Genomic DNA, 24,814 nt, shown 5'->3' on the forward strand with positions numbered 1-24,814 from the left:
TCAGGCCAAACAATGGTTGGTATAACATGGGCAAAGGCCGTGGTGGCCCGCAGCAGGCTTACGATATGAACCGCCGCTGGACGCGTGGCGAACGCTATGATGGCCCGCGTGAATCCCGCTGGATGGTGAATGACTGGCGGCGTCAGCCGGGTCTGTGGGCTCCGCCCAGTGGGTATCAGTGGATGCGTTACGGCAACCAGTTCCTTCTGACAGCGCTCACCACGGGCATTATCGCTGGTGTTGTAAATGCAGGCATGACGGCGGTCACACCGGCTGTTCCCGTTGTTCCCGCAACTCCGATGGTGCCTGTTGCACCGGGTTACCCGGCAACGCAGGGCTATCCGACCGGCAACTATGGCAGCCCTTACTAATTCAAAGGCTTTTCTGAAAAAACGCCATTTGGATATCAATAAAAAAGGGGATGCAGCCAGGTCTGGCGCATCCCCTTTTTTTGTAACCTGTACGGATCTGTCCGACGTTAGGCTTTGGCTGCGTCTGCCAGCGTCTGTTCGATCAGGTCCAGACCTTCATCGAGCAGGGCATCAGAGGCGGTCAGAGGGGTCAGGATACGGATGGTCGCCCCTTTCACGCCACACGCCAGCAGGATCAGCCCTTTTTCACAGGCCTGAGCGCAGAGTTTGCCAGCGGCACCCGCCCGCTGTTCGGTGCTCCCATGGGTTTCCAGAATATCAAACGCCACCATTGCCCCCAGACCACGTGGCATGCTGACGGGCAGGAGGTCGGAGCGCTTGTGCCAGCTTTCAATACGGGTGCGCAGGCGCTCACCCATGGCATTGGCGCGGTCCAGAAGCTTTTCTTCTTCAATCACGTCCAGCACGGCAAGTGCGGCGGCACAGGCCAGTGGTGCGCCTGCGTACGTGCCACCAAGGCCGCCGGGCGGGACTGCATCCATCAGGTCTGCACGGCCAATTACGCCGGAAATTGGCAGGCCACCACCAAGAGATTTTGCAACCGAGACCAGATCCGGCTCAACGCCGGAATGTTCAATGCCGAACATCTTACCGGTACGGGCAAAGCCACTCTGCACTTCATCAGCAATCAGTTTGATGCCGTGTTCATCGCACAGGCGGCGCAGTTCTTTCAGCAAAGCCGTCGGAGCGACACGGAATCCGCCTTCACCCTGCACAGGTTCAATAATAATGGCCGCGACCTGCGTAGGGGCAATATCAGCCGCAAACAGGAAGTGCAGCATTTTCAGGCTGTCTTCCACGCTCACATCGCTGTCGGGGAAGGGAATGTGATAGACCTGACCGGGAAGCGTTCCGAAAGGAGCCTTGTAAGGCAGCACTTTTCCCGTCATGGCAGAGGCCAGCAGGGTGCGGCCATGAAAGCCGCCACAAAATGCAATGACGCCATTCCGCCCCGTTGCGGCACGGGCAATTTTTACGGCGTTTTCTGTTGCTTCCCCACCCGTGGAGAAGAAAATGGTCTTGGCCGGGCCGGAGAACGGGGCGCGTTCGTTCAGTTTTTCAGCAAGCTCAATATAGGCCTCGTAGGGAGAAACCTGAAAAGCCGTATGCGTGAAGCGTTCAAGCTGAGCTTTGACGGCGGCCATAACCTTCGGGTGACGGTGTCCGACATTCAGCACTGCAATGCCGCCGCCAAAATCAATATAACGGCGGCCTTCCACGTCCCACAGTTCCGCATTTTCGGCACGGTCTGCAAAAATGGAAGTGGAGGAGGCCACGCCACGGGGCACGGCATTGGCCCGGCGGGTCAGAAGGTCCTTGTTTGTTATGCTCATGCCGTCTGGCTCCTGAAAAAGAAGGCTGTGCGGAAGCGGTTGCCCGAACAGAATTGTTTCAATGTCGTAAGTGGTTTTCAGGCTGCGCGGGAGGCGATTTTTTCTTGCGTGCATGGTGATGAATGGTCACCACCCCTCTTAGGTATATCAGGAGGCTAGTCGCTCTCGTGAGATTTGCTCCAGCAGCCAGTCCCGAAAAAGGCTCAGGCCCCGGTTTTCCCAGCCTCTGTCTGTGGTCCGCAGCACGTAGGAGCCGAGGGGCGTGTTTTGGATGGGCGTTCGGGTGGGCTGGATGCGGATCAGGCGCCCTGTTTCCAGATCATCCCCCAGCAGGAACGGGTTGCTCAGGGCAATGCCTTCCCCCGCACGGGCGGCAGCCAGCGTAATATGGGCCTGCCAGAGGCGGCCTGCGCTGGGAATGGTTTTGGTCGGCACATGCTGGGTCTGAAACCACAAACGCCATTCTGCATCATCTTCTTCCTGCAGCAGAGGGGCGTGGAGCAGATCCGCCACGGTTTCCGGCTGCCCGCCAAGTGCGGCCAACCCTGCCGGGGAGATCACCGGAAAAACGGGAGGCCGCGCAATGTCCACGCTGCACAGGCCGCGCAGGGTGAGGGCTGCGGCGGTATCCCGTACATAGCAAATGTCTGCATGGGTCTCGGCCGCAATGCCGGTGGCGTGGAAGGCCGTGTTCGCATCAATCGGCCGCAGCATAAAATCGATCCCCGGATAAGTCCGGCGAAAGGCAGCAAGGCGTGGAAGCAGCCAGTGATATGCAAAGCCGTGCACGCAGGTCACGGTCAGGCTGGGTGTCTGCTGCCGGATTTCTGCGGTTGCGCGAACCAACCCCTCCAGATGAGGAAGGATCTGGCTATAATAAGTCTGCCCTGCTGGTGTGAGGCCGCCTGTGGTGCGATTGCGGAGCGGCGTGCCGAGCATTTGCTCAAGGTCGCGCACATGTCGGCTAATGGCAGCGTGATCCACGCGCAGTTCCGCAGCGGCACGCCGAATGCCCCCGGTGCGGGCAAAGGCGGCAAAGGCATTCAGGGCAGCCAGAGGGGGGATGCGGTATCGCTGGTCCATAGGGGCGCAAGACAACTGTTGAGCCTGCTACTTGGGCGCAAAATGGGTTGTACGCAAGGGATACGGCGCGGACCACAATGCGGCGCGACTCCCCGTTTTTCCTGAGGGTGAGCAGGGTAAGGAAAGAGGAAAGGCAAATTTTTTTGCGAAAAAAGAGCAAAAATCCCGGAAAACTGCCAAATTTTTATCACGAAATCGTTATGCCTGAAATTTAATCAAATGCTCTGAAAGTGATCCATTCCTTCGGATAGGACGCCTCTCCGTATCACGACTGCCCGTTTTTTATACTACAAATATTATCGGGATATGCTGATAAAATACAGTGTTTTTTAGGAGTGATTACTGGAAGATTAGGTATGAAGCAGACTGATTAACTCTGCATTTTCTGAATATCTGGGTGCTTTTATTTTCCTGTTGCGGGAAGGAGGCGAGGTGTGGTTTTAGCCGTCCACACGATAAATCCAGAGGAAAATAAATAATGCTTATTCATGTTGTTAATGATGCCATGTCCGCCGCCATGCAGGTTGCCCCGATGGCTCCGATGCTCGCCTTCCTGCCGATTGTTGCCATGCTGATGCTGGCTACCGCGTTTTCTGACCGCACAGCCTGAGCGTTTTTACGCGTTTCAGTCTGTTTTCCCTGTGTCAGCCTGCTGTGGCGTTGTGCCACATCATTAAGGCGAACGCAGGTGTCCGGACCGTCATTCCTGAGGAATGACGTCAGTCCGGGGCGGGCCGCCTGCCAGAGCAGAGCCCGACCTTGCTGCTTCGTGCAGCCTTTTCCCCCTTTATGCTGACTTACCGTGCGGCTCCATCTTCCCTGACAGATGTTTCTGTTTAAAACCGGGTGATCCGTCTTTTGATTAAGGCGTGTTGTTCATCACTGTTCGGGGCTGCACATGCAGGATCTTTTTAACGCGCATCATGTCGGGAATTCCCGCCCGCTTGGTTTGTCTGACGATGTTGTCAGCACCGCAACCTATGGCGGCCCGGACCAGTGCTATCGTTACACGCTTAAACGTGTGTGGGATGCGTCACGCCCTGTCGTGATGTGGCTGATGATGAACCCTTCCGTTGCGACGGAAGTGGGGGATGACCGCACCGTGGCCAAATGCCAGCGCTATGCCCGCGCATGGGGGTACGGCGGCATTCTGGTGGGCAATACCTTTGCCTATCGCTGCACCGACCAGAAGCGCCTGCTGGAAACGCCGGATCCGGTCGGGCCAGAGAATGATGCCGCTCTTCTGGAAATGGCGCGCGAGGCGGATCTGGTGATCGCCGCCTATGGCTCTCCCCAGCACAAGGCCCTGCGCGACCGTGGCCCTGCCGTTGTGCACACGCTCCAGCTGCACGGCATTCCTGTGTATGCCATGAAAGTGGGGGTTAATGGCCGCCCCTGTCACCCGCTTTATCTGCCATCTGCTCTCAAGCCTGTGCTGCTGCCTGCGTCCTGATCAGGGTTGCGTGGCGGCTCAGACGGTTGACGAAAGCACGCCTTCAGTATCCGATCAGCAGGAACAGGGTCAGGCCGCAGCACAGTCCCTGCGGCAGGGCCGGGAATATGGCGGGGACGCATGCCTCGCTCCTGTAGGGGAAGGATTGGAATGACTGGTTCGTCACAGGCGCAGAACGCCGCACCGGAAGAGAACACGCAGGCCCGCATGCTGGACCGGCTGGGAGAAGTGGCTGTACGCACCGGCCTGAATGTAGCACCAGGGCAGCAGGTGATTATCACCGCGCCGCTGGATGCCGTGCCGCTGGTGCGGCGCGTGACAGAACACGCTTATAAGGCCGGGGCGTCGCTCGTCACCACCTTTTACGCGGATGAAGAAACCACTCTGGCCCGCTACCGCTTTGGGCATGAGGACACGTTTGACACTGCAGCCGACTGGATGGCGCGCGGCATGACGGAGGGTTTCCGTGCCGGGGCCGCGCGTCTGGCTATTACCGGGAGTAACCCGGCCCTTCTGGCAGGGCAGAACCCGGAGCATATTTCCCGCGCCAGCCGGGCAGCTTCCCGTGTGAACCGACCCGCCATGGAGATCATCACCAATTTTGATGTGAACTGGAACATCGTCGCAACCGCCACGCCCGCATGGGCCAAAGTGGTGTTTCCTGATCTGCCGGAAGATCAGGCTGTCGCGCGTCTGTGGCAGGCTATTTTTGCAGCCTCTCGTCTGACGGGGGCTGACCCGGTAGCCGACTGGGCGGAGCATAACGCCAACCTGCATCGTCGCGCTAAGTTTCTGAACGACGCCCGTTACGCCGCACTGCATTTTACCGGACCGGGGACGGACCTGATGGTGGGTCTGGCCGATGGGCACGACTGGGCTGGCGGGTCTGAAAAAGCAGGCAATGGCATTATCTGCAACCCGAATATCCCGACGGAAGAAGTCTTCACCACTCCGCACCGCCTGAAGGTGGACGGGTATGTATCCAGCACCAAGCCGCTTTCTCATCAGGGCACGCTGATTGATGAAATCCGCGTGCGGTTTGAAGGCGGCAAGATTGTCGAGATGCATGCCGCAAAAGGGGAAGAGGTTCTGGCCCGCGTGCTGGATACGGATGAAGGTGCGCGCCGGCTGGGTGAAGTGGCCCTCGTGCCGCATTCCTCGCCCATCTCGCAGAGTGGAATCCTGTTCCAGAACACGCTGTTTGATGAAAACGCCGCCAGCCACATCGCACTGGGCCAGGCTTACACCAAATGCATGCTGGATACGGCCGGGCAGGATGAAGCCGCTCTGGCCGCGCGTGGCGCCAATAGCAGCATGATCCATATCGACTGGATGATCGGCTCTGGTGAAATTGACGTCGATGGCATTGATGCAAACGGGACCGCCGTGCCCCTGATGCGCAAAGGTGAATGGGCTATTTCAGCCTGATATGAAGAAGGATTGTCTTTTTATGCATGGAATGAAGAAGGCCGCTCTGGCCGCAGTTCTGATGGCAGGAAGCGTGCTGGCTCAGCCTGCTCTGGCGCAGACCGCAGCGCCGGCTCAGGCACCCGCCCAGACGCAGGGCGCACCGGCTGCCCGCCCCAACCTGACCCCGGAGCAGATCACCACTTTGCAGCGGGATATGACGACTGCTCTGCACTACAAACTGGCGTCCAATGTGGTGCCGCGTCTGACGTCTACGCTTAAATCCATTCAGGCTGCGCATATTCAGCCGCCGGGGCGGTTTGGCATGTCCCTGGAAGAGCAAATTGCTATGGTCGGAAAAGTGCCGGGTCTGGAACCGATTTTGAAAACCAACGGTTTCACGGCACGCGAATTTGTTATGAGCCTGACCTGTGTGGGTCTGACCGGCAGCCTGATGAATGTGCCGCCGGGGCAGGCGACGGGTGGTGTCCCGACACCGGAGGCGGCCAATGTTGCAATTCTGAAGAGCAATCCGCAGGAAATGCAGGAGCTGATTACTGTTTTGCGGGCGGAGCATCAGCCAGCTGCGCAGTAAGACGCGGAACGATCATTCTCTCTTTGCAAGCGGGCAGCATTGTAAAAATGCTGCTCGTTTTTGTTGGAAGGAAGTTTAAGCGACGGCTTCTGCCAGATTTTTTTTGGCAGCGTTAATCGCCTTTTCCGTGGTGACGTTTGGCGTTATCAGGCGGCTTGCCCGACTAAGCGCCATGATGGGGAAAAACTGCCGGTACAGGTCATACCGCAGCATGAACGCTCTTGAGAGTTCTGCGCCCTGAAGCAGACGTTTTGACAAAGCCGGATCATCCAGCTTGATGGTCTGACCAACGCCGTATCCGGGGAAGCCGGTGCCGGTATATTCTTCTTCCGTCCAGCTTCCATCCGGCTCCTGCCGGTCAATCAGATAGCGGCAGCCTTTTTCAATCGCGGCATAATCCTGCGGGCGGCCCGCGGCAATCAGCCCCATCAGTGCCCACGCTGTCTGAGACGGTGTGGTTTTACCGCGTCCAATGGAGGAAACCTCCATATAGGACGCACAGCTTTCACCCCAGCCTCCATCTTCCTGCTGGTAGGCGACCAGCCAGTCACAGGCTTTGGTGATGTAGGGCTGCGTCATGTCCTCCCCAATGGCAGCCAGAGCAGGCAGAACAGCCCCGGTGCCATAGACGTAGTTCACGCCCCAGCGGCCAAACCACGGCCCCTGCGGGTCCTGTTCAGCCCGGACATACGCCAGTGCGCGTTGAATGCACGGCAGGTCACGCGGGAGGCCAAGAATCCCGAAGGCTTCCAGAATATGTGCCGTTACATCCACAGAGGGCGGGTCAAGCGCTTCCCCAAAATCACAGAACGGGATTTTGGAAAGAAGGGTCTTGTTATTGTCTTTATCAAAAGCCCCCCAGCCGCCGCAGGAGCTCTGCATGCCGACCAGCCACCGTACGGCCCGCGCAATGGCCTCTTCAACGCCGCGTTCTTTCCATTCCGGCCTGTGGCGGCAGGAGGAGAGGGCGATCAGCGCGACGGCGGTATCGTCCGTATCCGGGTAGAAGTCATTGGCATATTCAAAGGCCCAGCCGCCCGGTTCCACATTGGGCAGTTTGATGGACCAGTCGCCCTTCACGCGGACCTGCCGGTCCAGCAGCCAGCCCAGAGCTTTGTCCATCTGCGGTGTGAAGCGTTCTTCGGCTTTGGCGTCATGCAGAGCCATAATGGCCAGCATGGTATCCCAGACCGGGCTGTTGGTGGCCTGAATCCAGGAGGCATCGCCTTTATCATGACGCCAGCCGGGATCATTCAGCGCATCAAGCGCCTTGGCCATGACGGGGTGATGGAACTGAAACCCTTCTCCATGCAGAGCCATCAGGCCATAGACCCACGGTGGCTGAATACCGCCCCAGCCCCCATCCGCATCCTGATGGCGAATGATCCATTCCAGCATATGGCGGATGGCGGCTTCACGTATTGTATTGCGCTTGAGAAATTTGGACTGGAGCCAGTGCAGGCCTTTATCTGTCGTGCGGAAGAAATCTGACCAGAGATCCCGACCTTCCTTCTTGGGGAGCGTATAGTCAAAATTCGCACGCCCTTCAGGGAAGAGCGCATTCAGGCGGTCCTGCGGGCGCAGGGGGCGGCTGGGGCGGCGCGCGGATATCACGGCCAGCGGAACCAGTGTGGCACGCGCCCACTGCGCAAAATTATAGATGGAGAAAACAAACTTATTGGGGAACCAGATAATTTCCGGCGGTAGGTTGGGGGTTTTCTCCCACGGCCATTCCCCGATGAGCGCCAGCCAGTAGCGCGTGAAAACGCGGATGTTTCTCAGGCCGCCTTTTTGCGCAATCCATGTGCTGGCCTTGTGCAGAGCGGGATGGTCTTCCGCATAGCCGAGTGAGCGTAAGGCCGCATAGGCTTCAACCGTCGCGTTGATGTCCCCGTTGCCTGCGCCCAGATAAATCCCCCATGCGCCATCGTCCCGCTGCGTTTGCAGCAGCGCATTGCCCAGACGCGGGCGCAGCGGATGGTCGTCCAGACCAAGAAACCACAGTGCCAGACACCATTCTGCCTCCATGGAGGCATTGGACCCAACTGGCCCAACCCAGTGGCCATCGGGCTTTTGCTGGCTGATCAACCACTCACAGGCGGAAGAGACAGTATGGGTCAGGCTGTTTCCCATACTTTTGAATAGTGGCATATTCATTCTATAAACACCTACAAAAAATAGAAGATCTTGTCTGGACGATTCAGGTTTTTGATGGTCTGGCTGCCTCTTTCGGCAACATCAGTTTTTGAATATCCGCAAAGGCCGCATGCCACTCTGCGTCTGGCATGGTGATAAAACCAAAGCTGCGGAGAAAAAAAGCACCTTCTGCCGCAAAAATCATTGTGCGGATCTGCCGTGCTTCATCAGAATGGCAGACATCGTTCGTCAGCCAGCTGGCATACCAGTCTCGTATTTTTTTGAGATGATCTGGAGATTGCAGAAGGGTGATAAGCGTGCCGGCAATCCGGGTGCGGGTTGCATCATCAAGCTGGCCACAGGCCTGAACATATGCCCGTGCCTTATCAGCAGGACTGGCGTCCGGCGGCGTGTGTTTCTGCACTTCTGAATCGAAAGCTGTAATCCAGCGGTCAATCAGGGCCGTAATCAGGTCGTCCTTACTGCCAAAACAGTATTGCAACCCGCCTTTGGTAATTCCGGCCTCCCGGGCGACCGCGTCGAGTGTGAGGGCAATTGCGCCGTCTCTCTGGACTAGCTGCTCCGCACACTCCATGACCCGTTCCCGGTTGATGGTTCTGGGGCGTGCCATAACCTTCTCTTGCTCGTTGTTTCCGTCCAATCGGAATTAAACGAGATGTTTTTCCCTTACAAGCCTGTTTTGGGCATACAGCCATGCCCGTTGCGTGGCCCTGTGGTGCGGTGCTTCCGCGCTTTACGAAGGGGGCGCGGCGTCAGCAGTGGGCGGCGCGCGGCGGAAGGGTCAAACTATGGAGGGTGCCGCGCATGCGGAAATCGCCAAAATCCATATCCAGCATGTCGGAAACGCCATTTGCAAAATAGCGCATGCCAATCTCGTAGTCTGGCAAGATGCTGTCCGGTGTGCGGCTGAAGAACGCCACATGCACGCGCCCGGCAGCCTGATTGGCCAGAGCGGGAGACGTGACCGGGTCTTTCGGCGTTCCCCAGCCCAGAAGCGTGATGTATGTCTCCTGCGCGCCATCGGGGCCGGTGCCGTCAAACAGCAAGGGGGCAATGTTCGGTGCGCCACGCTGGGCTGCGGCAAGAATGGCGGCGGTGTGCGCCATGGGGAACAGCGTGCCCTCCGGCAGCTTTAGCGTTTTCTTGATCGGCTTGTCATACTGCACCACGCCGTGCCCCTGCGCATCGACATTGGCTTCTCCGCTGACAACCTGCAGCACGGCGTCATTGGATTTCTGCACAGTGCGAAACACCAGATGCCTCCCATCCTTACTTTCCAGCGTGGTGTAATCGGACACCATATTGACGGCTCCCCCGTTTCGGGTCGCGCTTTGAATGTCCAGATGTTGCTGGGTGGACCATGCCGAGCAGGTATCGCGCACCACATAGGTCATGCTGCCCGTGGCGGAGAGCGTGTTGCCGCCGGATTCCGCCAGACTGAGGTCATAGAGCGCCCGCTGGCCAACCAGTGCGCTGGTGGCGGGTGTTGGGGCGGATGCCGGTGTGGGGGAAGCAGGGTGTGCTGCGGCAAGGCAGGCGGAGGGCAGGGCGCTTAAAAGAAACGCCGAGGCCAGATAACCCCGGAAGGGGCGGGCCCCGTCTGGTCGGGGTGTCGGGCTAATGTGGCTGAACGCCCGACGGGCATGGCGGCGGAGGAATGCAGTCATGCCTGCGAGAAAAGAGCATCCGGGGTGGGAGCGCAACCACCCCGGATGCGGCATCTGACGTGCGTCAGTCTTTTTTAACGGTCGGTTTCGGCTTGGGCAGGTCCAGAGCCAGAGAAAGCTCTTTCAGCCGTTCCGGCGGTACGGTGGCCGGAGCGCCCATCATCAGGTCTTCGCCCTGCTGGTTGAGCGGGAACAGGATGACTTCACGAATGTTCGGCTCATCCGCCAGCAGCATGACAATACGGTCCACACCCGGAGCAGACCCACCATGCGGCGGCGCACCGTAACGGAAGGCGTTCAGCATGCCGCCAAACCGGGCCTCCACTTCGCTTTCCGGATAACCGGCAATCTCGAAGGCGCGGATCATCACTTCTGGCAGATGGTTACGGATTGCACCGGATGAGAGCTCAATGCCGTTACACACAATGTCATACTGGTAAGCGTTGATTTCCAGCGGGTCCTTGGTGTTCAGCGCTTCCAGACCACCCTGCGGCATGGAGAACGGGTTGTGCGAGAAGTCGATGCGTCCCGTTTCCTCGTTCATTTCATACATCGGGAAGTCGGTAATCCAGCAGAAGCGGAAGGCGTTCTTCTCAATCAGGTCCAGCTCTTCCGCAATGCGGGTGCGGACCAGACCGGAGAATTTGGCCACTTCATCACCTTTGCCAGCGGCAAAGAACACGGCATCACCCGCGTTCAGGCCCAGCTTGGTGCGAATGGCTTCAACGCGGTCCGCTTCCAGATTCTTGGCAATCGGGCCTTTGCCGCCTTCTGCCTCAAAAATGATGTAGCCCAGACCGCCAGCACCGGACTCGCGGGCCCAGTTATTCAGTTTGTCAAAGAACGCGCGCGGCTTGTCCCCAGCACCGGGGGCCGGAATGGCGCGAATTTCGCCGCCACCTGCCGCAATGCGGGCAAACAGACCAAAGCCGGAGCCAGCGAATTCTTCCGTCACATCAGAAATCAGCAGCGGGTTCCGCAGGTCCGGCTTGTCGGAGCCATAGACCTTCATGGCGCGTGCGTAGGGGATCCGTTCAAACGGGGCCTGACTGACGGTCCGGCCATTCCCGAACTCGGTAAACAGGCCGGACATCACGTCTTCCAGTGTCGCGAACACTTCATCCTGCGTGGCGAAGGCCATCTCGAAATCGAGCTGGTAGAACTCACCCGGAGAGCGATCGGCGCGGGAGGCTTCATCACGGAAGCAGGGGGCAATCTGGAAGTAGCGGTCAAACCCGGCAACCATGGCCAGCTGTTTGAACTGCTGCGGGGCCTGCGGCAGGGCGTAGAACTTGCCGGGGTGCATGCGGGCCGGAACGAGGAAGTCGCGTGCGCCTTCCGGGGAGGATGCAGTCAGGATGGGGGTCTGAAGCTCAATGAAGTTCAGATCCGTCATCCGTTTGCGCATGCTCTGGATCACGCGGGCGCGCAGCAGCATGTTGTGGTGCACGCTCTCGCGGCGCAGGTCGATATAGCGATAGCGCAGGCGGAGGTCTTCCGGATAGTTTTCATGGCCAGCGACCTGCAGGGGCAGAACAGCGGCGGAAGACTGCACCACAAACTCACGGGCGCGCACTTCAATATCGCCGGTGGCCAGATCCGGATTGCGGGTGGCTTCCTCACGGCGGACCACCTCACCCGTGACCGTAATCACGCTTTCAACACGGGTGTTTTCAGCCAGCTCCATGGCCGGGTCACCCGCCGGGATCACAATCTGGGTGATGCCGGTTTCGTCGCGCAGGTCGATAAACAGCAGGCCGCCGTGGTCCCGTTTGCTGTGGACCCAGCCGGACAGGCGCGCTGTGGTGCCGGCATCCTGTGCGCGAAGAGCCGAACAGCTATGGGTACGGTAAGGGTGCATTCTCTCGTCCTGAAATTGAGGGCCTGTGTTTCTATAACTGCGCGGGAGGAAGCCGGGGAGCCGCGCAGATGTCAAGGAAAAGACGTGGGATGCCGTGTCATGCAGGCGCGGATATCGGCTGCAAGCGCCTCAATGGCGGCATTTTGCGCATCCCATGCAAACAGAAAGCGGGCCGCCGCGCCAAAGAAGGTATGGAATCGCCAGCCTCTGGCGCGCAGGCTGTTCATGGCCTGCTCGGGCATCAGCAGAAACACGGCATTGGACTGCGCGGGCCAGGCCAGCTGCACGCCGGGAATAGTCTCAATGGCCTGTGCGAACTGGCGGGCGCTGGCATTGGCATGCTCCGCATTGCGCAGCCACGCGCCGCTTTTGATCATGCTCAGCCAGGGGGCGGTGATGAACCGCATCTTGGAGGCCAGTTGCCCGGCCTGTTTGGCGCGTTCGGCAAAGCCGCGGGCCAGAGAGCGGTCAAAAAACACCACGGCATCGCCCACAGCCAGACCGTTCTTGGTGCCACCAAAGCTCAGCGCATCCACGCCTGCTTCCCACGTCATGGCGGCTGGTGTGCAGCCTAGTGCTGCGACAGCGTTGGCGAACCGGGCCCCGTCCATATGCAGTTTTAGCCCACATTCCTTGCAGACTTCGGCCAGCGCACGGATTTCTTCCAGCGTGTAAAGCAGACCGTTTTCCGTCGGCTGCGTGATGCTGACCACAGCAGGTTCCGAGGCATGGGGGCTGCTGGCCTTGCGACGGCACAGGCGGATGGCGTCTGGCGTCAGCTTGCCATCCGGGCAGGGGGGTGTGAGCAGCTTGCTGCCGCCGGAAAAGAACTCCGGCGCACCGCGTTCCGATGTTTCGATATGAGCAATGTCAGACGCAATCACGCTGCAATACGGCGGGCAGAGCGTGGCCAGCGCCAGCGCATTGGCTGCCGTGCCCGTCAGAACAAAAAAGACCGAGGCCTGCGTGCCGAACAGGGTGCAGATGGCGTCGGCCGCCAGACGGGTCCAGGCATCATCCCCATAGGCGGGGGCGGAGACGGTAGAGGAAGCGCGGGTGATGGCTTCCAGTGCTTCCGGGCAGATGCCCGCATAATTGTCACTGGCAAATTGCTGCGGCGTGTCTGACATCGGCATGGTCCGGGTTGGCGGGCGCGGGGAGGGGCTTCTATACCGCCTCCGGCTCTGTCCGTCATAGCCTTATTGCGGGGTTTTCTGCCCCCCAATGGTCGGGAGCATTGCTTTTCTCACCCCTTTCCGGTATGGCGACCGCACCGTGCAGGCACCCCTGGAGGCCTGCATGTTTTGGTTTTTAGGAGAATTCAACGTGTCCAAGATTACATCTATCGAAGTTTCGGCGCGCGCGAAGGCTGGTAAGGGGGCAGCGCGTGCAACGAGACGTGCTGGTCTGGTACCGGGCGTGATTTATGGCGGTAAAAAAGAACCGACTCTGATCGCTCTTGATCCCCGCATTGTTGTTAAAGGGATTCAGGCTTCCGGCTGGCGCTCACGCGTTTACGAAATCAAGGTTGCCGGTGGTGGCACCGAACGCGCCCTGATTCGTGACATCCAGCTGCACCCGGTGAAAGACTCTCCGGAACATATCGACTTCATGCGTCTGGCAGCTGGTCAGAAAGTGACCGTTGAAGTCTCCGTTCACTTCTCTGGTGAAGAAAAAGCTCCGGGCATCAAGCGCGGCGGCGTTCTGAACATCGTGCGTCACACGGTTGAAGTTGAAGCGGATGCAGAACACATCCCTGAATTCTTCACGGTTGACCTGTCCGAACTGGACATCAACGACAACGTGCGTTGGGAAGACCTGAAGGGCACGGAAAACGTGACCCCGCTGGTGCATATCCCCAACTTCGTGATCGCCACGATCGCCGCACCGAGCGTTGATGCAGCTGACGAAGCTGAAGAAGGCGAAGCAGCAGAAGCTCCTTCTGCCTGAACGCCAGACTGACGTTCTGAAAATTAGAGGATGGGGGCATGTGCACAGCACGTGCCCCCAACTCACCAAGATGCAGGACCAGTGATGTTGCTCTGGGCCGGACTCGGTAATCCCGAGTCTTCGATGAGCCGACACAGGCACAATGTCGGTTTCATGGCAGTGGACGCCATTGCCAGCCGCTACGGATTTTCTCCATGGCGGACCCGTTTTAAGGGACTCGTTTCGGAAGGCCGGATTGGCACGCATCGCGTGCTGCTGCTGCGCCCCATGACGTACATGAATCTTTCCGGAACAAGTGTACAGGAAGCCGCGGCGTTTTATAAGATTACGCCCGACCATATTACCGCTTTTCATGACGAGCTGGATCTTGCGCCGGGTAAGGTGCGGGTCAAGCGCGGTGGCGGGGCTGCAGGGCATAACGGCCTGCGTTCCATGGACAAGATGCTTGGCACTCCGGACTACTGGCGTGTGCGGATTGGTATCGGACACCCCGGTGCCAAGGAGCGCGTGCATGGCTGGGTGCTTGGAAATTTTACAGACACGGACCGACAGACCTGGCTGGAGCCTCTGCTGGATAAAATGGCAGATGCAGCGCCTCTGCTGGCTGAAGGCCGGTCGGATCAATTCATGACGCAGGTTGCGTTGGCAGATGGGAGTAAAGGCTGATGGGGTTTAATTGCGGTATTGTCGGTCTTCCCAATGTGGGCAAGTCCACCCTGTTCAATGCGCTGACAGCAACAGCCACAGCGCAGGCGGCTAACTATCCGTTCTGCACCATTGAGCCCAACGTGGGCCGCGTGGCCGTGCCGGACCCCCGGCTGGAAAAGCTTGCAACGGTTGGTAAATCCCAGAAAGAAGTGCCCACCAGTCTGGAATTCGTGGATATTGCCGGCCTTGTGCGGGGCGCGTCCCGCGGGGAAGGGCTGGGCAACCAGTTTCTGGCCAATATCCGTGAAGTGGATGCCATTATCCACGTGCTGCGTTGCTTTGAAGATGATGACATTACGCATGTTGAAGGGGGCGTGGACCCCGTGCGTGATGCGGAAATCATCGAAACGGAACTGATGCTGGCGGATCTGGATTCGCTGGAAAAGCGTCTGCCCGCCCTGCAAAAACGCGCCAAGAACCGTGATGCCGAAGCCATGGCTCAGGTTGAGGTGGTCGAACCGCTGATCGAAGCGCTCAAGGAAGGTCGTCCGGCTCGCACCGCCATTCCGGCCGGCGCGGAAGAAGCTGTGCGTCGCCTGCAGCTGATGACCACCAAGCCGGTTCTGTATGTGTGCAATGTGGATGAAGACTCCGCAGCCACCGGGAATGATTTCTCCAAAAAAGTGCAGGCCAAGGCGGCAGAAGAAGGCGCTGCCGTGGTGATTGTTTCCGCCGCGATTGAAGCCGAAGTCAGCCAGCTGGCGGATGAAGAACGCCGCGAGTTTCTGGAAGGTCTAGGCCTGAGCGATAGCGGTCTGGACCGTGTGATTGCAGCAGGTTACGGCCTGCTGGGCCTGCGCACCTACTTTACGGTGGGGCCGAAGGAAACCCGTGCCTGGACCATTACTGAAGGCACCAAGGCACCGCAGGCCGCTGCCGTAATTCACAATGATTTTGAACGCGGCTTCATTGCATGTGAAACAGTAGCCTATGATGATTACATTCAGTTCGGGGGTGAGGCCGGTGCGAAAGAAGCCGGTCGCCTGCGGATTGAAGGGCGGGATTACGTGGTGAAGGACGGTGACGTCCTGCTGTTCCGCTTTAACGTCTGAGCGAGACCGCACAGAGCGTTTGGACAACAGAGAAACGGGGATGAAGGACGCCATCATGAAGGCGCAGGAAGACGGGCAACAGGGTGTGGCACAGCAGACGGTTTCCGGGGCTGTGCCAGGCCCAATGGTAGCCCTGGCGCGTCGGGCCAGACTGGCGTCCCGCACTCTGGCACAAACTCCTTCCTCCGCGCGGGACCGGGCCTTGTGGGCTGCTGCTGCCGCTATTCGTGAGGCCAGTCCGGCTATTCTGGACGCCAACGCGAAGGATCTGGAAGCTTCTACGGCGCGCGATGCGTTCCGTGACCGCCTGACCCTTACCCCCGAGCGGGTGGAAGCTATGGCGGTTGGGCTTGAGGAAATGGCGGACCTGCCGGACCCTGTTGGCCGAATTCTGGAAGAATGGACGCGTCCCAACGGCCTGCGCTTCCGCCGTGTAGCAACACCGGTTGGCGTGATTGGCGTGATTTATGAAAGCCGCCCCAATGTGGGTGCGGATGCTGCTGGCCTGTGCATCAAGTCCGGCAATGCCGTGCTGCTGCGTGGTGGGTCGGAAAGTCTGCACAGTGCGCGGGCGATTCATGCTGCGATTCAGGCTGGCCTGCGTGCGGCTGACCTGCCGGAAGACGCCGTGCTGATCGCCCCGGATGCAGACCGTGTGCATGTGGCGGATATGCTGGGGGCCGCGGGGCTGGTGGATCTCCTTATTCCGCGCGGTGGCCGTTCTCTGGTGGAACGTGTGCAGCGGGAAGCGCGTGTGCCGGTTCTGGCTCATGCGGATGGCCTCTGCCACACCTATGTGCATTCTGCTGCGGATCCGAGCATGGCCCGCCGTATTGTGCTGAATGCCAAAATGCGGCGTGTGGGCATTTGTGGCGCGACGGAAACGCTGCTGATTGATGCCGCGATTGCGTCCTCTCTGCTGCCCTTGATTGTAAGTGATCTGGCGGAGTTCGGCTGCACCTTCCATGCAGATGCAGAAGCCCGGGCGATTATGCCGGATCTGCCTGCCGCGACAGAGCAGGATTTTTCCACGGAATGGCTGGATGCCGTGCTGAACATCGCCGTGGTGGATGGTGTGGATGAAGCACTGGACCATATTCAGAAATATGGCTCCTCCCATACAGAAGCGATCGTCACGTCTGATGAAGCCGTCGCAACCCGTTTCCTGAATGGGACGGATAGTGCGGTGGTGATGTGGAATGCTTCCACCCAGTTCTGTGATGGTGGCGAGTTCGGCTTTGGTGCTGAAATCGGCATTGCGACAGGCCGCTTCCATGCCCGCGGGCCAGTGGGCGTGGAGCAACTGACGACCTTCCGTTACGAGGTGATCGGCACAGGGCAGGTGCGGACCTGAAACCCGGCATGGTCTGCCGGGACACGATTCCCACCTGGGGAGACCGTCGCTTTGCGCGGATTGGTCTGCTGGGTGGGTCTTTCAATCCCGCGCATCTGGGGCATCAGACCATTGCGCGCCGTGCGTTGGGGGCGCTGGGGCTGGATCAGGTCTGGCTCATGGTCTCACCGGGCAATCCGCTCAAGCCTGCGGCGGGAATGGCCCCTTTTGCCAGACGGCTGGCCTCAGCGGCGACTCTGGCCGATGGGCGCAGGCTGATTGCCACGGATATCGAGGCCCGACTCGGCACGCGCTACACGTTTGATACGCTGGGTAAGCTGCAAATACGCTTCCCAAACGTGCATTTTGTCTGGCTGACCGGGGCGGATGGCTTTGTCACCCTGCCAAAATGGAAAGGCTGGAAGCGTCTGCTGCATCGTGTGCCTGTAGCTGTCATGCCCCGACCGGGGCAGAATATGCAGGCTTTACGGGGGGCTGCGGCGCATTATCTGGCGCATTATCGCCTGCCCTCGCGGCAGGCACGTCTGCTGCCCGATCTTTCCCCCCCAGTATGGACTTTTCTTCCGGGGCGACAAAACGGTATATCTGCAACATCAATTCGTCAGCGGGGCGGCTTTGGGGATGGTGCGGGCCATGCCACCGTGCCCAATACGTTAAATTCAGGAGAATGATCATAACCAGCAAGCCACCCGCCGAAGCATCTGCGCGCAGCAGGTCCTCTACGGCCGCCACCAAAAAGACAGCATCCGCCAAGCCGGCTCTGGCCGGGGCCGCCAAGGTCACGGGGTCTGTCCGTAAAAAAGCCGCCGCAGCCGGGCCTAAGGGTAAGGTCAAGCGTGAGGCCGCCTCTCCGGATATCATCGCACAGTCGCTCGACATCATCGTCAGCAGCCTGGAAGATGATAAAGGCGAGAACATCGTTGTTATCGATCTGACAGGCCGTGCTTCTTTTGCAGACCGCATGGTCATTGCCACCGGTGTGGCGGACCGTCAGATTTCCGCCATGGCCCAGCATATCGAGCGCAAGCTGAAAGATATCGGCATCAAGCGCGTTCTGGTTGAAGGCGCAAACGGGTCCGACTGGGTGCTGCTGGATACGGGCGATATCGTGGTCCACATCTTCAAACCGGAAGCGCGTGAGCTCTACGGTCTGGAAAAAATGTGGGGCGCTGAGCTTGATGACGGGAATGAAGAGGCTGTGACGCCTGTCTGATTCCTAATCAGGTTTAAGATTTGCGCTTATGCAATGGGGAAGCAGCTTTGCTTCCCCAATTTTTTTACATCAGGGGAAAGTGCGGGATGAAGCTGATTGCTGTCGGGCGCATGAAGGACAAATCTGAACAGGCGCTTGTTGCACGCTATCTTAAACGCCTTCGCCCCAAGCTTGATATTGTAGAGCTGGCCGATGGTCGCGGCAGCCCGGATGAAATCAAGCGGCGGGAAGCTCAGGCCATTCTGGCGGCCTGTCCGGATCAGGCTTTTCTGGTGGCGCTGGATGAAGCCGGACGCGCCTTTGATAGTCTGGCGTTTTCCGCAGCCATTGCGGACTGGTCCGCTCTCGGACGCCCGCTCTGCTTTGTAATTGGGGGCGCGGAGGGGCTGGATGCATCCGTCATCCAGCGGGCCGACGCCAAACTCACCTTTGGCACACTCACATGGCCGCATATGCTCGTGCGGATCATGCTGGTTGAGCAGATTTACCGCGCACAGGCGATTGCCGCCGGTCACCCGTACCATCGGGCCGGGCGACCTTAAAAAGCGGCTAGCCCAAAGCGTCGTTTAGCGGTTTTTCAGCACAGTCCGCAGATTGCCTGCATGTTGTTTTAAAAGAGCACGACCTTCGTCCGGGGCAAAGCCAAAACAGACCAGAACGGCAAGCTTGATGCTGCCTTCGGCTTTTTCCAGAGCGTCTTTTGCTTCGGCTTCCGTGCAGTCCGTCAACTGCTGCACCATGCGGTGAGCACGGCGCACGAGCTTGGCGTTGACGATCTTCATATCAACCATCTGCCCACGCCATGTATGGCCAAGCCGGATCATCAGCGCAGTGGAGAGCATGTTGAGCGCCACTTTCTGCGCGGTCCCAGCCTTCATGCGGGTGGAACCGGCGACCACTTCCGGCCCGGTTTCAATCAGCAGGCCCAGTTCCGCATCACGCAGGAGGCGGGTGTTCGGACTGCACGACAGACCAATAGTCAGGCTGCCAGCAGCACGCGCACAGGTCAGCGCCGCACAGGTGTAAGGCGTGCCACCACTGGCGGCGACGCCAATCACCACGTCATTCGGGCCAGCCTCATGCGTTATGATGGCGGTGCGGGCGGCCTCTTCATCATCCTCAGCCCCTTCTACCGGCTGGAACAGGGCCGCATCGCCGCCTGCCAGCAGCAGAACCAGACGGTCTTCCGGCCAGCCATAGGTCGGGATGAGTTCCACACCGTCCTGCAAGCCAATGCGGCCAGACGTGCCGGCACCCACGTAAAACAACCGTCCGCCACGCTGCAGGCGGGGCAGGGCCGCCGTAATGGCCTCTTCCATACCGGGAAGTGCGGCTTTGACGGAGGCCACGGCCCCAAGCTGGCTTTCCAGCAGGGCGTCCAGCAGCGTGCCGGTCGGCCAGAGGTCCAGCGCTTCATACCGGGAATCATATGTTTCGGTTTTGGCCGGAACACCGGCGGAAGATGGAACCTGCTGGGTCATGTAATAAAAATCCTGTGATTAATACAAAAGGAATGTCTGGCGCAGGGCGCGGAAAGATGCGAGATCTTTCTCCCACAGTGCTGCCAGAGCAGGAGCTTCTGCCCTCTTATCCAGCAGGGTGCGGATTTGCGTATTTCCGCTGAGCTGGTCAAAGGTTTTTCCTGTGCCTCGCCAGAAAGATGGTCCGGCCAGATGACGTCCCGTGCCGAGCAGCGTCATGCCGGTGGCAATCGGGTCAAAGCTGGCACGGTCCGTCACTGCGCAGTGCAGCCCGTGGAGCAGCGTGTTTTTAAACGGATCAACAAGGGACGTGAACCATACATCCCGAAAGGCCGTGCCTGCACATCCGGATTTTGTAGCAGTCTCTGTCCAGGCCCGACCGTCTACGGCGGCACTCCCTAGGTAGAGAAAAGGCATGGTGGTGCCTCGTCCTACCGAAAAACTGGTGCCTTCAAACAGGCATATTCCGGGATAGACCAATGCCGTTAATGGGGTGGGCATGTTGGGGCTGGGCGGGCACCATGTCAGGCCGGTGTCTTCAAAAAACATGTCCCGCTGCCAGCCGTCCATCGGGATGATGTCGAGAGGGGCTTTCTGTCCCGTTTGCTTCTTCACAAACACAGCGTTGAACAGACGTGCCAGTTCCGCAACCGTCATACCGTGGCGCAGGGCAATGGGCGCACGGCCTACAAAAGACGCCAGCCGTGGGTCCAGAACCGGGCCGGATGCGTCCAGCCCGGAAATGGGATTGGGGCGGTCCAGCACCAGCAGGGGTAGTCCAAGCTCTGCGCAGGCCATCATGCAATCAAACAGGGTCCAGATATAGGTGTAGAAGCGGGACCCGGTATCTTGAATATCAAAAATGAGAAGTGTAATGCCTGATTTTTTCAGAATACTTTTCAGAGCGTCTCCGGTTTTTGTGTAAATATCATACACCGTGCAGCCTGTATCCGGGTCCTGCATTTCCGGTTCTGAAAAGCGTTCCCGCATGGAACCCCGAAACCCATGCTCCGGCCCAAAAATGGCCTGTAACTGCACGGAAGGAGCCTGATGCAGACAATCCACAATAGATGTGAGGTTGCTATCCACGCTGGCTACATTGGCAATCACACCCACCTTGTGGCCCAGAAGCGGCGCGTAGCCTCCGTCTCGCAGTTTCTCAAACCCAATTTTAACACGGCCTGCTGGCGGCTTCTGGCACGACGTGACAGCTTGCGGCGTGGCGGCCTGCGCCGGAATGCGGGTGGCAAGCAGGGCACCACCAAGCCCAAGCAGGGCCTTGCCGCTTTGGCGAGCCAGAGTGCGACGGGGCAGTTGGGTCATGCGTCAGGTTTCCGTGCAAAATGGGGCAGGAGACTGCGTGCCAGACGCAGGCTGACCGCAAAGAAAAACAGCAGACAAATGCCTGTCAGAATCAGCCAGGGAAAGGCCAGAGGGTGGCCACCCGGATGCAGGCTGACCATGGCCAGCAGCACGAGCGGCACGGTCAGGCAGAAGGCCGGGATCAGTTCCGTCGCACGGGCAGAAGGGATCGCCATGCCAGCCAGAAACGTGCCCAGCATGGGGCCGTAGCCGCAAGCTGCGATGGAGAATCCCAGCAGCACAGCAGACTGGCTCCCCTGCGCAAACAGCAAGGAGCAGCCAACAAGAATGACGCTCCAGAATACCGTAAAGGCACGTGCCAGCCCCAGCTGGCTCAGGGAAAGCTTTCGGCCCAGCCAGGCACAGAGAGAAGAAAAATCCCCTACAGTGGCGGCGGTCATGGCAGACAGGGTGGAGGAGAGGGACCCCATGGTAGCCGCCAGAATGGCCGCAACCATCAGGCCGCGCAGGCCAGCAGGCAATCCGTGCACAATGTAGTCAGGAAAAATGGCGTCTGGTGAAGACAGGCCGGTTGCCTGTAACGGCACCTGACCATGATACAGCCACAGCAAAATACCAACCCCAGACAGCAAAAAGAACAGAGCCGTGACCCCAACCGCGCTGCCCATCAGAGCCATGCGGGCTTCTTTCAAGCTGCGGGCTGCCAGCACACGTTGCACCATCAACTGGTCTGTGCCGTGGGAAGCCAGAGTCATCAGCGTCCCGCCCCCAATGGCGGCAATAGGGGTAAAGGCGCTGCTGAAAGGGGAACTGGCATGGGAAAACAGGGCGAATTTTCCGGCATGCTGCAAGGCGCTGAAGCTGCCTGCTGGCAGGCCGTGCATCAGCAGGGCCGCACAAATAGCCGAGCCCCCCAGATACAGGCAGAACTGAATGGCGTCTGACCACACCACAGCGCGCAGGCCGCCGCACAAAGTATAAAACAGTGTGATGCCAACAACACCTGTCAGAAGCACCAGATGCGGCACTGCCATATGCGTGGCAGCAAGCATGGCCGTCAGGGGTAGCATGCCGGCAAACAACCGGACGGCTTCCGCCAGAACGCGTGTGCCCAGAAAGGTGGCGGAGGCCACACGCTGCATGCGGGAACCAAAGCGCTGGCCCAGATAGTCATACGCGCTCAGCATGCGGCCCGAGCAGTAAAGTGGGAGAAATTTCCACGCCACAATCGCCCGGCCCAACAAATAGCCCAGCGCCAGCCCGACAAACACCATCCCATTCCCAAACGCGACACCGGGCACGCTGATGACCGTTAGAGTGGAGGTTTCTGTCGCCACCATGGACAAGCAGAGCGCCCACCATGGCAGATCATGCCCACCTTCCAGATAAGCGGTGGTGGAGGATTGCCGACCGGACAGCATGACGGCCAGCAGAGGCATCCCTGCCAGATAGGCCAGCATGACAGTCAGGTCGAGCAAGTTCATACGGGGCGGCTCCGTTCAGTCTGCCGTGTTGCGGCAATCAGGGCGCGAATGGCATCCGGGTCCGTTAAAACTGGTTGCGAGCCAAAACCAAAGGCCGCATCCTCTGCGATAGGAACAGCAGGTTTGCGGCACGAAGCATGCACTTCCGTAACACCCGTCTGGCTTATCAGGGGGGCGACATTGTCCGCCTTCACGCCGCTTCCTGCCAGAATGATAATCCGGCCCCGCGCCTGCTGCTGCAAACGGGCGAGACAGTCGGCACCTTCCGGTGCTGAGGGCTTCTGGCCGGATGTCAGAATACGTGTAAAGCCTGCGGAAATTGCAAATTCCAGCTCAGCATAAGGATCTTGCGTCAGATCAAAGGCACGGTGCAGCGTGCGCTCCATGTCTCCGCATGCGTCGGACAGGCGCAGAAGCAGTTCATGATCCAGATGCCGGTCTGGCCGCAGTGCGCCCAGAACAACGCCCGCCAGACCGGCCTGGCGGGCCGCACGGATATCATCCCGCATGACGACGGCTTCATCTGCGTCAAAAATGAATGTCCCGGCCCGTGGGCGGATCATGGCGAGGGCAGGCAGAGGGCGCTGGGCGGCATGCTGCATCAGGCCCATGCTGGGGGTCAGGCCACCGACATCCAGCGACGCGCAGAGTTCCAGTCTGTCCGCTCCGGCTGAGTGGGCGGCTTCAATGCCTTGCGGTGTTTCTATGCAGATTTCAACACGGATCATAACAAAGCTCCGGCCCAAGGCAGGCAGCACCAAGAATTCCGGCATCTTTTCCAAGAATGGCACGCCGGAGGAGGGGCTGAGTGGTAGGGGAGAGGATACGGTCCCGCACTGCGCGGTCCAGCGTCTGAACAAGCAAAGTGGAGTTACTCAGCCCACCCGCAACAGGGACAACTGTGCTGCCAATCACGTTAAGGATATGGGCCAGTGCCGCACTGGTATAGGTCATCCAGACGGACATGGTTTTTGTGGCCTGCACATCACCCATTTCCCAAAGGTTGAGAATGGTATGGCTTGTTTCATCCTGGCCGCCAGCCCAGAGATGCAGGCGTTCAAGAGAGCGGGCCCCGGCAATGGTATCCAGGCAGCCTGACTGGCCAGATCCACAGGGGAACAGTGGCACGGTTGCGCGGATCTCATCCGGGTCTTTCATGAGTGGCGGCGCAATAACAACTGGCGCATGGCCAAGCTCTCCGGTTATGCCGCCCAGCCCTGGCACAATCTGCCCGTCAAGCACAAACCCGCCCCCAATGCCGGTGCCCAGAATAAGACCGAATACATTACGGTGTCCTTTGGCTGCGCCAAAGCGTGCTTCGGCCAGAGCGAAACAGTCTGCATCATTCCCGATCCGAACGGCGCGATGGGTGCGCAGGCTGAGTTGTTCTCTAAGCGGTATGGTGCAAATGCCGGGAATATTGGCGGCGTGCACATGGCCGGTTTCCGGGTTTTCCACGCCGGCAATGGCGATATGCAGCGGCACGCCCGGATAAGGCGCGCAGAGTGTTTGCAGAGCGGTAATGAAGGTCTCGGCATCGTCAGTCGGCGTTGGCACGGCGTGGCGCTGTTCCAGTCTGCCATCAGGATGGACGAGAGCAAAATCGATAAACGATCCGCCGATGTCTGCACAAAGAAGCATAAGGACATCCGTGATTGTAACGCGCTGGAGAACACGATGCGCAAAGAGAGCGCCCCGTTAAGCCTATAGTCTTCCGGGTTAATGTTTCAAAAGGAGTTTGTAAATAACATTCCACCTGTTTGCGGGACTTGTTTCATGTCATAAATTATCTTTCCGCTCGTTTTTGCAGGTAAAGGGCAGACCATGCTGTCTTCAGGCCATTATCAGATTCTCAGCGTTCTCAGCCGTAGCGGGGCAAAAAGCCGAACCGAACTTGCAGCAGAGCTCGGGCTGAGTAAGGCGGCTATTTCGGCACTGGTTCGTGACCTGCTGGATCAGGAGATCCTGAGTGAACAGGACCCTGTTTATGGAGCGGGGCGCCCTTCTGTGCCGCTGGTTGTGCGGGCCAATGCGGCATCGTTCATAGGAATTTCCCTGCAGGATGACCCGGCTGTGGTTGTGCTGACGCGGATTTCTCACACTTGAGGCAATTTCAGGTCATTTTGTAGAGTTCAGTCATCCCACAGGAGCCCGATCTGGAATATTGACGATATTCTGCTTCTGGCGGCGGGTTCTGAACGCAGTGAGGGTGTCACGGCCTGAGAAGGCAGTGTTGGTGGAAGCTATGTGGTCTGTGCACT

At 59.0% G+C, this 24,814-nt stretch carries 26 protein-coding genes; 14 read left to right on the forward strand and 12 right to left on the reverse strand.

The genetic code is table 11. The features are described from left to right. The coding region (locus AD928_RS03780; protein ID WP_209436656.1) for an RcnB family protein at positions 1-371 on the forward strand (371 nt) is incomplete at its 5' end. 107 nt (positions 372-478) lie between these two features. Here the strand turns inward: AD928_RS03780 and gabT are convergent. Continuing rightward, a complete protein-coding gene (gene gabT / locus AD928_RS03785; RefSeq protein WP_062248439.1) occupies positions 479-1,765 on the reverse strand; it encodes a 4-aminobutyrate--2-oxoglutarate transaminase in 1,287 nt (428 codons plus the stop codon). 147 nt (positions 1,766-1,912) lie between these two features. After that, positions 1,913-2,848, reverse strand: coding sequence for a LysR substrate-binding domain-containing protein (locus tag AD928_RS03790; RefSeq protein ID WP_062248407.1), 936 nt, complete (start codon positions 2,846-2,848; stop codon positions 1,913-1,915). Positions 2,849-3,326: 478 nt separating this feature from the next. Here AD928_RS03790 and AD928_RS15275 point away from each other — a divergent pair, with 478 nt between their 5' ends. The 5 genes from AD928_RS15275 (at position 3,327) to AD928_RS03805 (ending at position 6,303) form a co-directional block, all read left to right on the forward strand. Beyond that, entirely contained in the window at positions 3,327-3,458 is a 132-nt protein-coding gene (locus tag AD928_RS15275) for a hypothetical protein (RefSeq protein ID WP_264820949.1), read from the forward strand. A 288-nt stretch (positions 3,459-3,746) separates the two neighbouring features. Continuing rightward, positions 3,747-4,301 carry a DUF1643 domain-containing protein gene (locus AD928_RS03795; RefSeq protein WP_062248409.1) on the forward strand — a complete coding sequence of 185 codons (555 nt, stop codon included), beginning with the start codon at positions 3,747-3,749 and terminating at the stop codon, positions 4,299-4,301. Positions 4,302-4,311: 10 nt separating this feature from the next. Further along, entirely contained in the window at positions 4,312-4,455 is a 144-nt protein-coding gene (locus AD928_RS14730) for a hypothetical protein (protein ID WP_156470085.1), read from the forward strand. Continuing rightward, on the forward strand, positions 4,452-5,729 hold the full coding sequence (locus AD928_RS03800; RefSeq protein WP_062248411.1) for an aminopeptidase: 1,278 nt from the start codon (positions 4,452-4,454) through the stop codon (positions 5,727-5,729). The genes AD928_RS14730 and AD928_RS03800 overlap by 4 nt, the downstream gene beginning before the upstream one ends. 22 nt (positions 5,730-5,751) lie before the next feature. Continuing rightward, positions 5,752-6,303, forward strand: a complete 552-nt coding sequence (locus AD928_RS03805; protein ID WP_062248413.1) for a hypothetical protein — start codon at positions 5,752-5,754, stop codon at positions 6,301-6,303. A 75-nt stretch (positions 6,304-6,378) separates the two neighbouring features. On the opposite strand, the gene shc is transcribed toward AD928_RS03805, so the two are convergent. The 5 genes from shc to AD928_RS03830 form a co-directional block, all read right to left on the reverse strand. Continuing rightward, a complete protein-coding gene (shc, locus tag AD928_RS03810) occupies positions 6,379-8,460 on the reverse strand; it encodes a squalene--hopene cyclase (protein WP_062248415.1) in 2,082 nt (693 codons plus the stop codon). A gap of 43 nt (positions 8,461-8,503) precedes the next feature. Continuing rightward, positions 8,504-9,070, reverse strand: a complete 567-nt coding sequence (locus tag AD928_RS03815; RefSeq protein WP_062248417.1) for a TetR/AcrR family transcriptional regulator — start codon at positions 9,068-9,070, stop codon at positions 8,504-8,506. A gap of 142 nt (positions 9,071-9,212) precedes the next feature. Further along, the gene (locus AD928_RS03820; protein WP_082779722.1) at positions 9,213-10,127 is read right to left on the reverse strand and encodes an EipB family protein; all 915 of its coding nucleotides are present in this window, start codon (positions 10,125-10,127) and stop codon (positions 9,213-9,215) included. Between the two features lie 64 nt (positions 10,128-10,191). Then, positions 10,192-11,988 carry an aspartate--tRNA ligase gene (gene aspS, locus AD928_RS03825; protein WP_062248419.1) on the reverse strand — a complete coding sequence of 599 codons (1,797 nt, stop codon included), beginning with the start codon at positions 11,986-11,988 and terminating at the stop codon, positions 10,192-10,194. Positions 11,989-12,059: 71 nt separating this feature from the next. Further along, positions 12,060-13,118, reverse strand: coding sequence for a threonine aldolase family protein (locus AD928_RS03830; RefSeq protein ID WP_373320564.1), 1,059 nt, complete (start codon positions 13,116-13,118; stop codon positions 12,060-12,062). Positions 13,119-13,314: 196 nt separating this feature from the next. Here AD928_RS03830 and AD928_RS03835 point away from each other — a divergent pair, with 196 nt between their 5' ends. The 7 genes from AD928_RS03835 (at position 13,315) to AD928_RS03865 (ending at position 18,807) form a co-directional block, all read left to right on the forward strand. Next, positions 13,315-13,938 carry a 50S ribosomal protein L25/general stress protein Ctc gene (locus AD928_RS03835; protein WP_062141993.1) on the forward strand — a complete coding sequence of 208 codons (624 nt, stop codon included), beginning with the start codon at positions 13,315-13,317 and terminating at the stop codon, positions 13,936-13,938. An 84-nt stretch (positions 13,939-14,022) separates the two neighbouring features. Next, complete coding sequence (pth, locus tag AD928_RS03840) at positions 14,023-14,604, forward strand: aminoacyl-tRNA hydrolase (protein ID WP_062248422.1); 582 nt, start codon at positions 14,023-14,025, stop codon at positions 14,602-14,604. Then, a complete protein-coding gene (gene ychF / locus AD928_RS03845) occupies positions 14,604-15,698 on the forward strand; it encodes a redox-regulated ATPase YchF (protein WP_062248424.1) in 1,095 nt (364 codons plus the stop codon). The genes pth and ychF overlap by 1 nt, the downstream gene beginning before the upstream one ends. 124 nt (positions 15,699-15,822) lie before the next feature. Beyond that, on the forward strand, positions 15,823-17,052 hold the full coding sequence (locus AD928_RS03850; RefSeq protein ID WP_373320566.1) for a glutamate-5-semialdehyde dehydrogenase: 1,230 nt from the start codon (positions 15,823-15,825) through the stop codon (positions 17,050-17,052). Positions 17,053-17,060: 8 nt separating this feature from the next. After that, the gene (locus tag AD928_RS03855) at positions 17,061-17,723 is read left to right on the forward strand and encodes a nicotinate-nucleotide adenylyltransferase (protein WP_062248426.1); all 663 of its coding nucleotides are present in this window, start codon (positions 17,061-17,063) and stop codon (positions 17,721-17,723) included. Between the two features lie 89 nt (positions 17,724-17,812). After that, on the forward strand, positions 17,813-18,265 hold the full coding sequence (gene rsfS / locus AD928_RS03860) for a ribosome silencing factor (RefSeq protein WP_043550215.1): 453 nt from the start codon (positions 17,813-17,815) through the stop codon (positions 18,263-18,265). Positions 18,266-18,351: 86 nt separating this feature from the next. Beyond that, positions 18,352-18,807 carry a 23S rRNA (pseudouridine(1915)-N(3))-methyltransferase RlmH gene (locus AD928_RS03865; protein WP_061491445.1) on the forward strand — a complete coding sequence of 152 codons (456 nt, stop codon included), beginning with the start codon at positions 18,352-18,354 and terminating at the stop codon, positions 18,805-18,807. Between the two features lie 24 nt (positions 18,808-18,831). Here the strand turns inward: AD928_RS03865 and AD928_RS03870 are convergent, their stop codons facing one another. From AD928_RS03870 to AD928_RS03890, 5 genes are read right to left on the reverse strand one after another with little or no spacing between them, the layout of a single operon-like run. After that, positions 18,832-19,746, reverse strand: coding sequence for an N-acetylmuramic acid 6-phosphate etherase (locus AD928_RS03870; RefSeq protein ID WP_062248428.1), 915 nt, complete (start codon positions 19,744-19,746; stop codon positions 18,832-18,834). Between the two features lie 18 nt (positions 19,747-19,764). Further along, positions 19,765-21,069: an exo-beta-N-acetylmuramidase NamZ family protein gene (locus AD928_RS03875; RefSeq protein WP_062248430.1), complete on the reverse strand. Its 1,305-nt coding sequence runs from the start codon at positions 21,067-21,069 to the stop codon at positions 19,765-19,767. Then, complete coding sequence (locus AD928_RS03880; RefSeq protein ID WP_062248432.1) at positions 21,066-22,553, reverse strand: sodium:solute symporter; 1,488 nt, start codon at positions 22,551-22,553, stop codon at positions 21,066-21,068. Before AD928_RS03880 ends, AD928_RS03875 begins: the two co-directional genes overlap by 4 nt. Continuing rightward, positions 22,550-23,281 (reverse strand): copper homeostasis protein CutC, encoded by a 732-nt coding sequence (locus AD928_RS03885; RefSeq protein WP_062248434.1) that lies wholly within the window; start codon positions 23,279-23,281, stop codon positions 22,550-22,552. The genes AD928_RS03880 and AD928_RS03885 overlap by 4 nt, the downstream gene beginning before the upstream one ends. After that, positions 23,268-24,194 carry an ROK family protein gene (locus tag AD928_RS03890; RefSeq protein ID WP_062248436.1) on the reverse strand — a complete coding sequence of 309 codons (927 nt, stop codon included), beginning with the start codon at positions 24,192-24,194 and terminating at the stop codon, positions 23,268-23,270. The genes AD928_RS03885 and AD928_RS03890 overlap by 14 nt, the downstream gene beginning before the upstream one ends. 183 nt (positions 24,195-24,377) lie before the next feature. On the opposite strand from AD928_RS03890, the gene AD928_RS03895 reads away from it, so the two are divergent. Next, positions 24,378-24,659, forward strand: a complete 282-nt coding sequence (locus tag AD928_RS03895; protein WP_062248437.1) for a MarR family transcriptional regulator — start codon at positions 24,378-24,380, stop codon at positions 24,657-24,659. Positions 24,660-24,814: the final 155 nt, after the last annotated feature.

Source organism: Acetobacter cerevisiae, assembly GCF_001580535.1.
Taxonomy (GTDB): Bacteria; Pseudomonadota; Alphaproteobacteria; order Acetobacterales; family Acetobacteraceae; genus Acetobacter; species Acetobacter cerevisiae.

Coding starts and splice junctions, on each gene's coding strand:
- AD928_RS03830 (WP_373320564.1), bottom strand. CDS start 13,118: ATGTCAGACACGCCGCAGCAATTTGCCAGTGACAATTATGCGGGCATC.
- AD928_RS03865 (WP_061491445.1), top strand. CDS start 18,352: ATGAAGCTGATTGCTGTCGGGCGCATGAAGGACAAATCTGAACAGGCG.
- ychF (WP_062248424.1), top strand. CDS start 14,604: ATGGGGTTTAATTGCGGTATTGTCGGTCTTCCCAATGTGGGCAAGTCC.
- AD928_RS03895 (WP_062248437.1), top strand. CDS start 24,378: ATGCTGTCTTCAGGCCATTATCAGATTCTCAGCGTTCTCAGCCGTAGC.
- AD928_RS03885 (WP_062248434.1), bottom strand. CDS start 23,281: ATGATCCGTGTTGAAATCTGCATAGAAACACCGCAAGGCATTGAAGCC.
- shc (WP_062248415.1), bottom strand. CDS start 8,460: ATGAATATGCCACTATTCAAAAGTATGGGAAACAGCCTGACCCATACT.
- AD928_RS03890 (WP_062248436.1), bottom strand. CDS start 24,194: ATGCTTCTTTGTGCAGACATCGGCGGATCGTTTATCGATTTTGCTCTC.
- gabT (WP_062248439.1), bottom strand. CDS start 1,765: ATGAGCATAACAAACAAGGACCTTCTGACCCGCCGGGCCAATGCCGTG.
- aspS (WP_062248419.1), bottom strand. CDS start 11,988: ATGCACCCTTACCGTACCCATAGCTGTTCGGCTCTTCGCGCACAGGAT.
- AD928_RS03800 (WP_062248411.1), top strand. CDS start 4,452: ATGACTGGTTCGTCACAGGCGCAGAACGCCGCACCGGAAGAGAACACG.
- AD928_RS03875 (WP_062248430.1), bottom strand. CDS start 21,069: ATGACCCAACTGCCCCGTCGCACTCTGGCTCGCCAAAGCGGCAAGGCC.
- AD928_RS15275 (WP_264820949.1), top strand. CDS start 3,327: ATGCTTATTCATGTTGTTAATGATGCCATGTCCGCCGCCATGCAGGTT.
- AD928_RS03850 (WP_373320566.1), top strand. CDS start 15,823: ATGGTAGCCCTGGCGCGTCGGGCCAGACTGGCGTCCCGCACTCTGGCA.
- AD928_RS03855 (WP_062248426.1), top strand. CDS start 17,061: ATGGTCTGCCGGGACACGATTCCCACCTGGGGAGACCGTCGCTTTGCG.
- AD928_RS03795 (WP_062248409.1), top strand. CDS start 3,747: ATGCAGGATCTTTTTAACGCGCATCATGTCGGGAATTCCCGCCCGCTT.
- pth (WP_062248422.1), top strand. CDS start 14,023: ATGTTGCTCTGGGCCGGACTCGGTAATCCCGAGTCTTCGATGAGCCGA.
- AD928_RS03870 (WP_062248428.1), bottom strand. CDS start 19,746: ATGACCCAGCAGGTTCCATCTTCCGCCGGTGTTCCGGCCAAAACCGAA.
- AD928_RS03790 (WP_062248407.1), bottom strand. CDS start 2,848: ATGGACCAGCGATACCGCATCCCCCCTCTGGCTGCCCTGAATGCCTTT.
- AD928_RS03815 (WP_062248417.1), bottom strand. CDS start 9,070: ATGGCACGCCCCAGAACCATCAACCGGGAACGGGTCATGGAGTGTGCG.
- AD928_RS03820 (WP_082779722.1), bottom strand. CDS start 10,127: ATGACTGCATTCCTCCGCCGCCATGCCCGTCGGGCGTTCAGCCACATT.
- AD928_RS03805 (WP_062248413.1), top strand. CDS start 5,752: ATGCATGGAATGAAGAAGGCCGCTCTGGCCGCAGTTCTGATGGCAGGA.
- AD928_RS03880 (WP_062248432.1), bottom strand. CDS start 22,553: ATGAACTTGCTCGACCTGACTGTCATGCTGGCCTATCTGGCAGGGATG.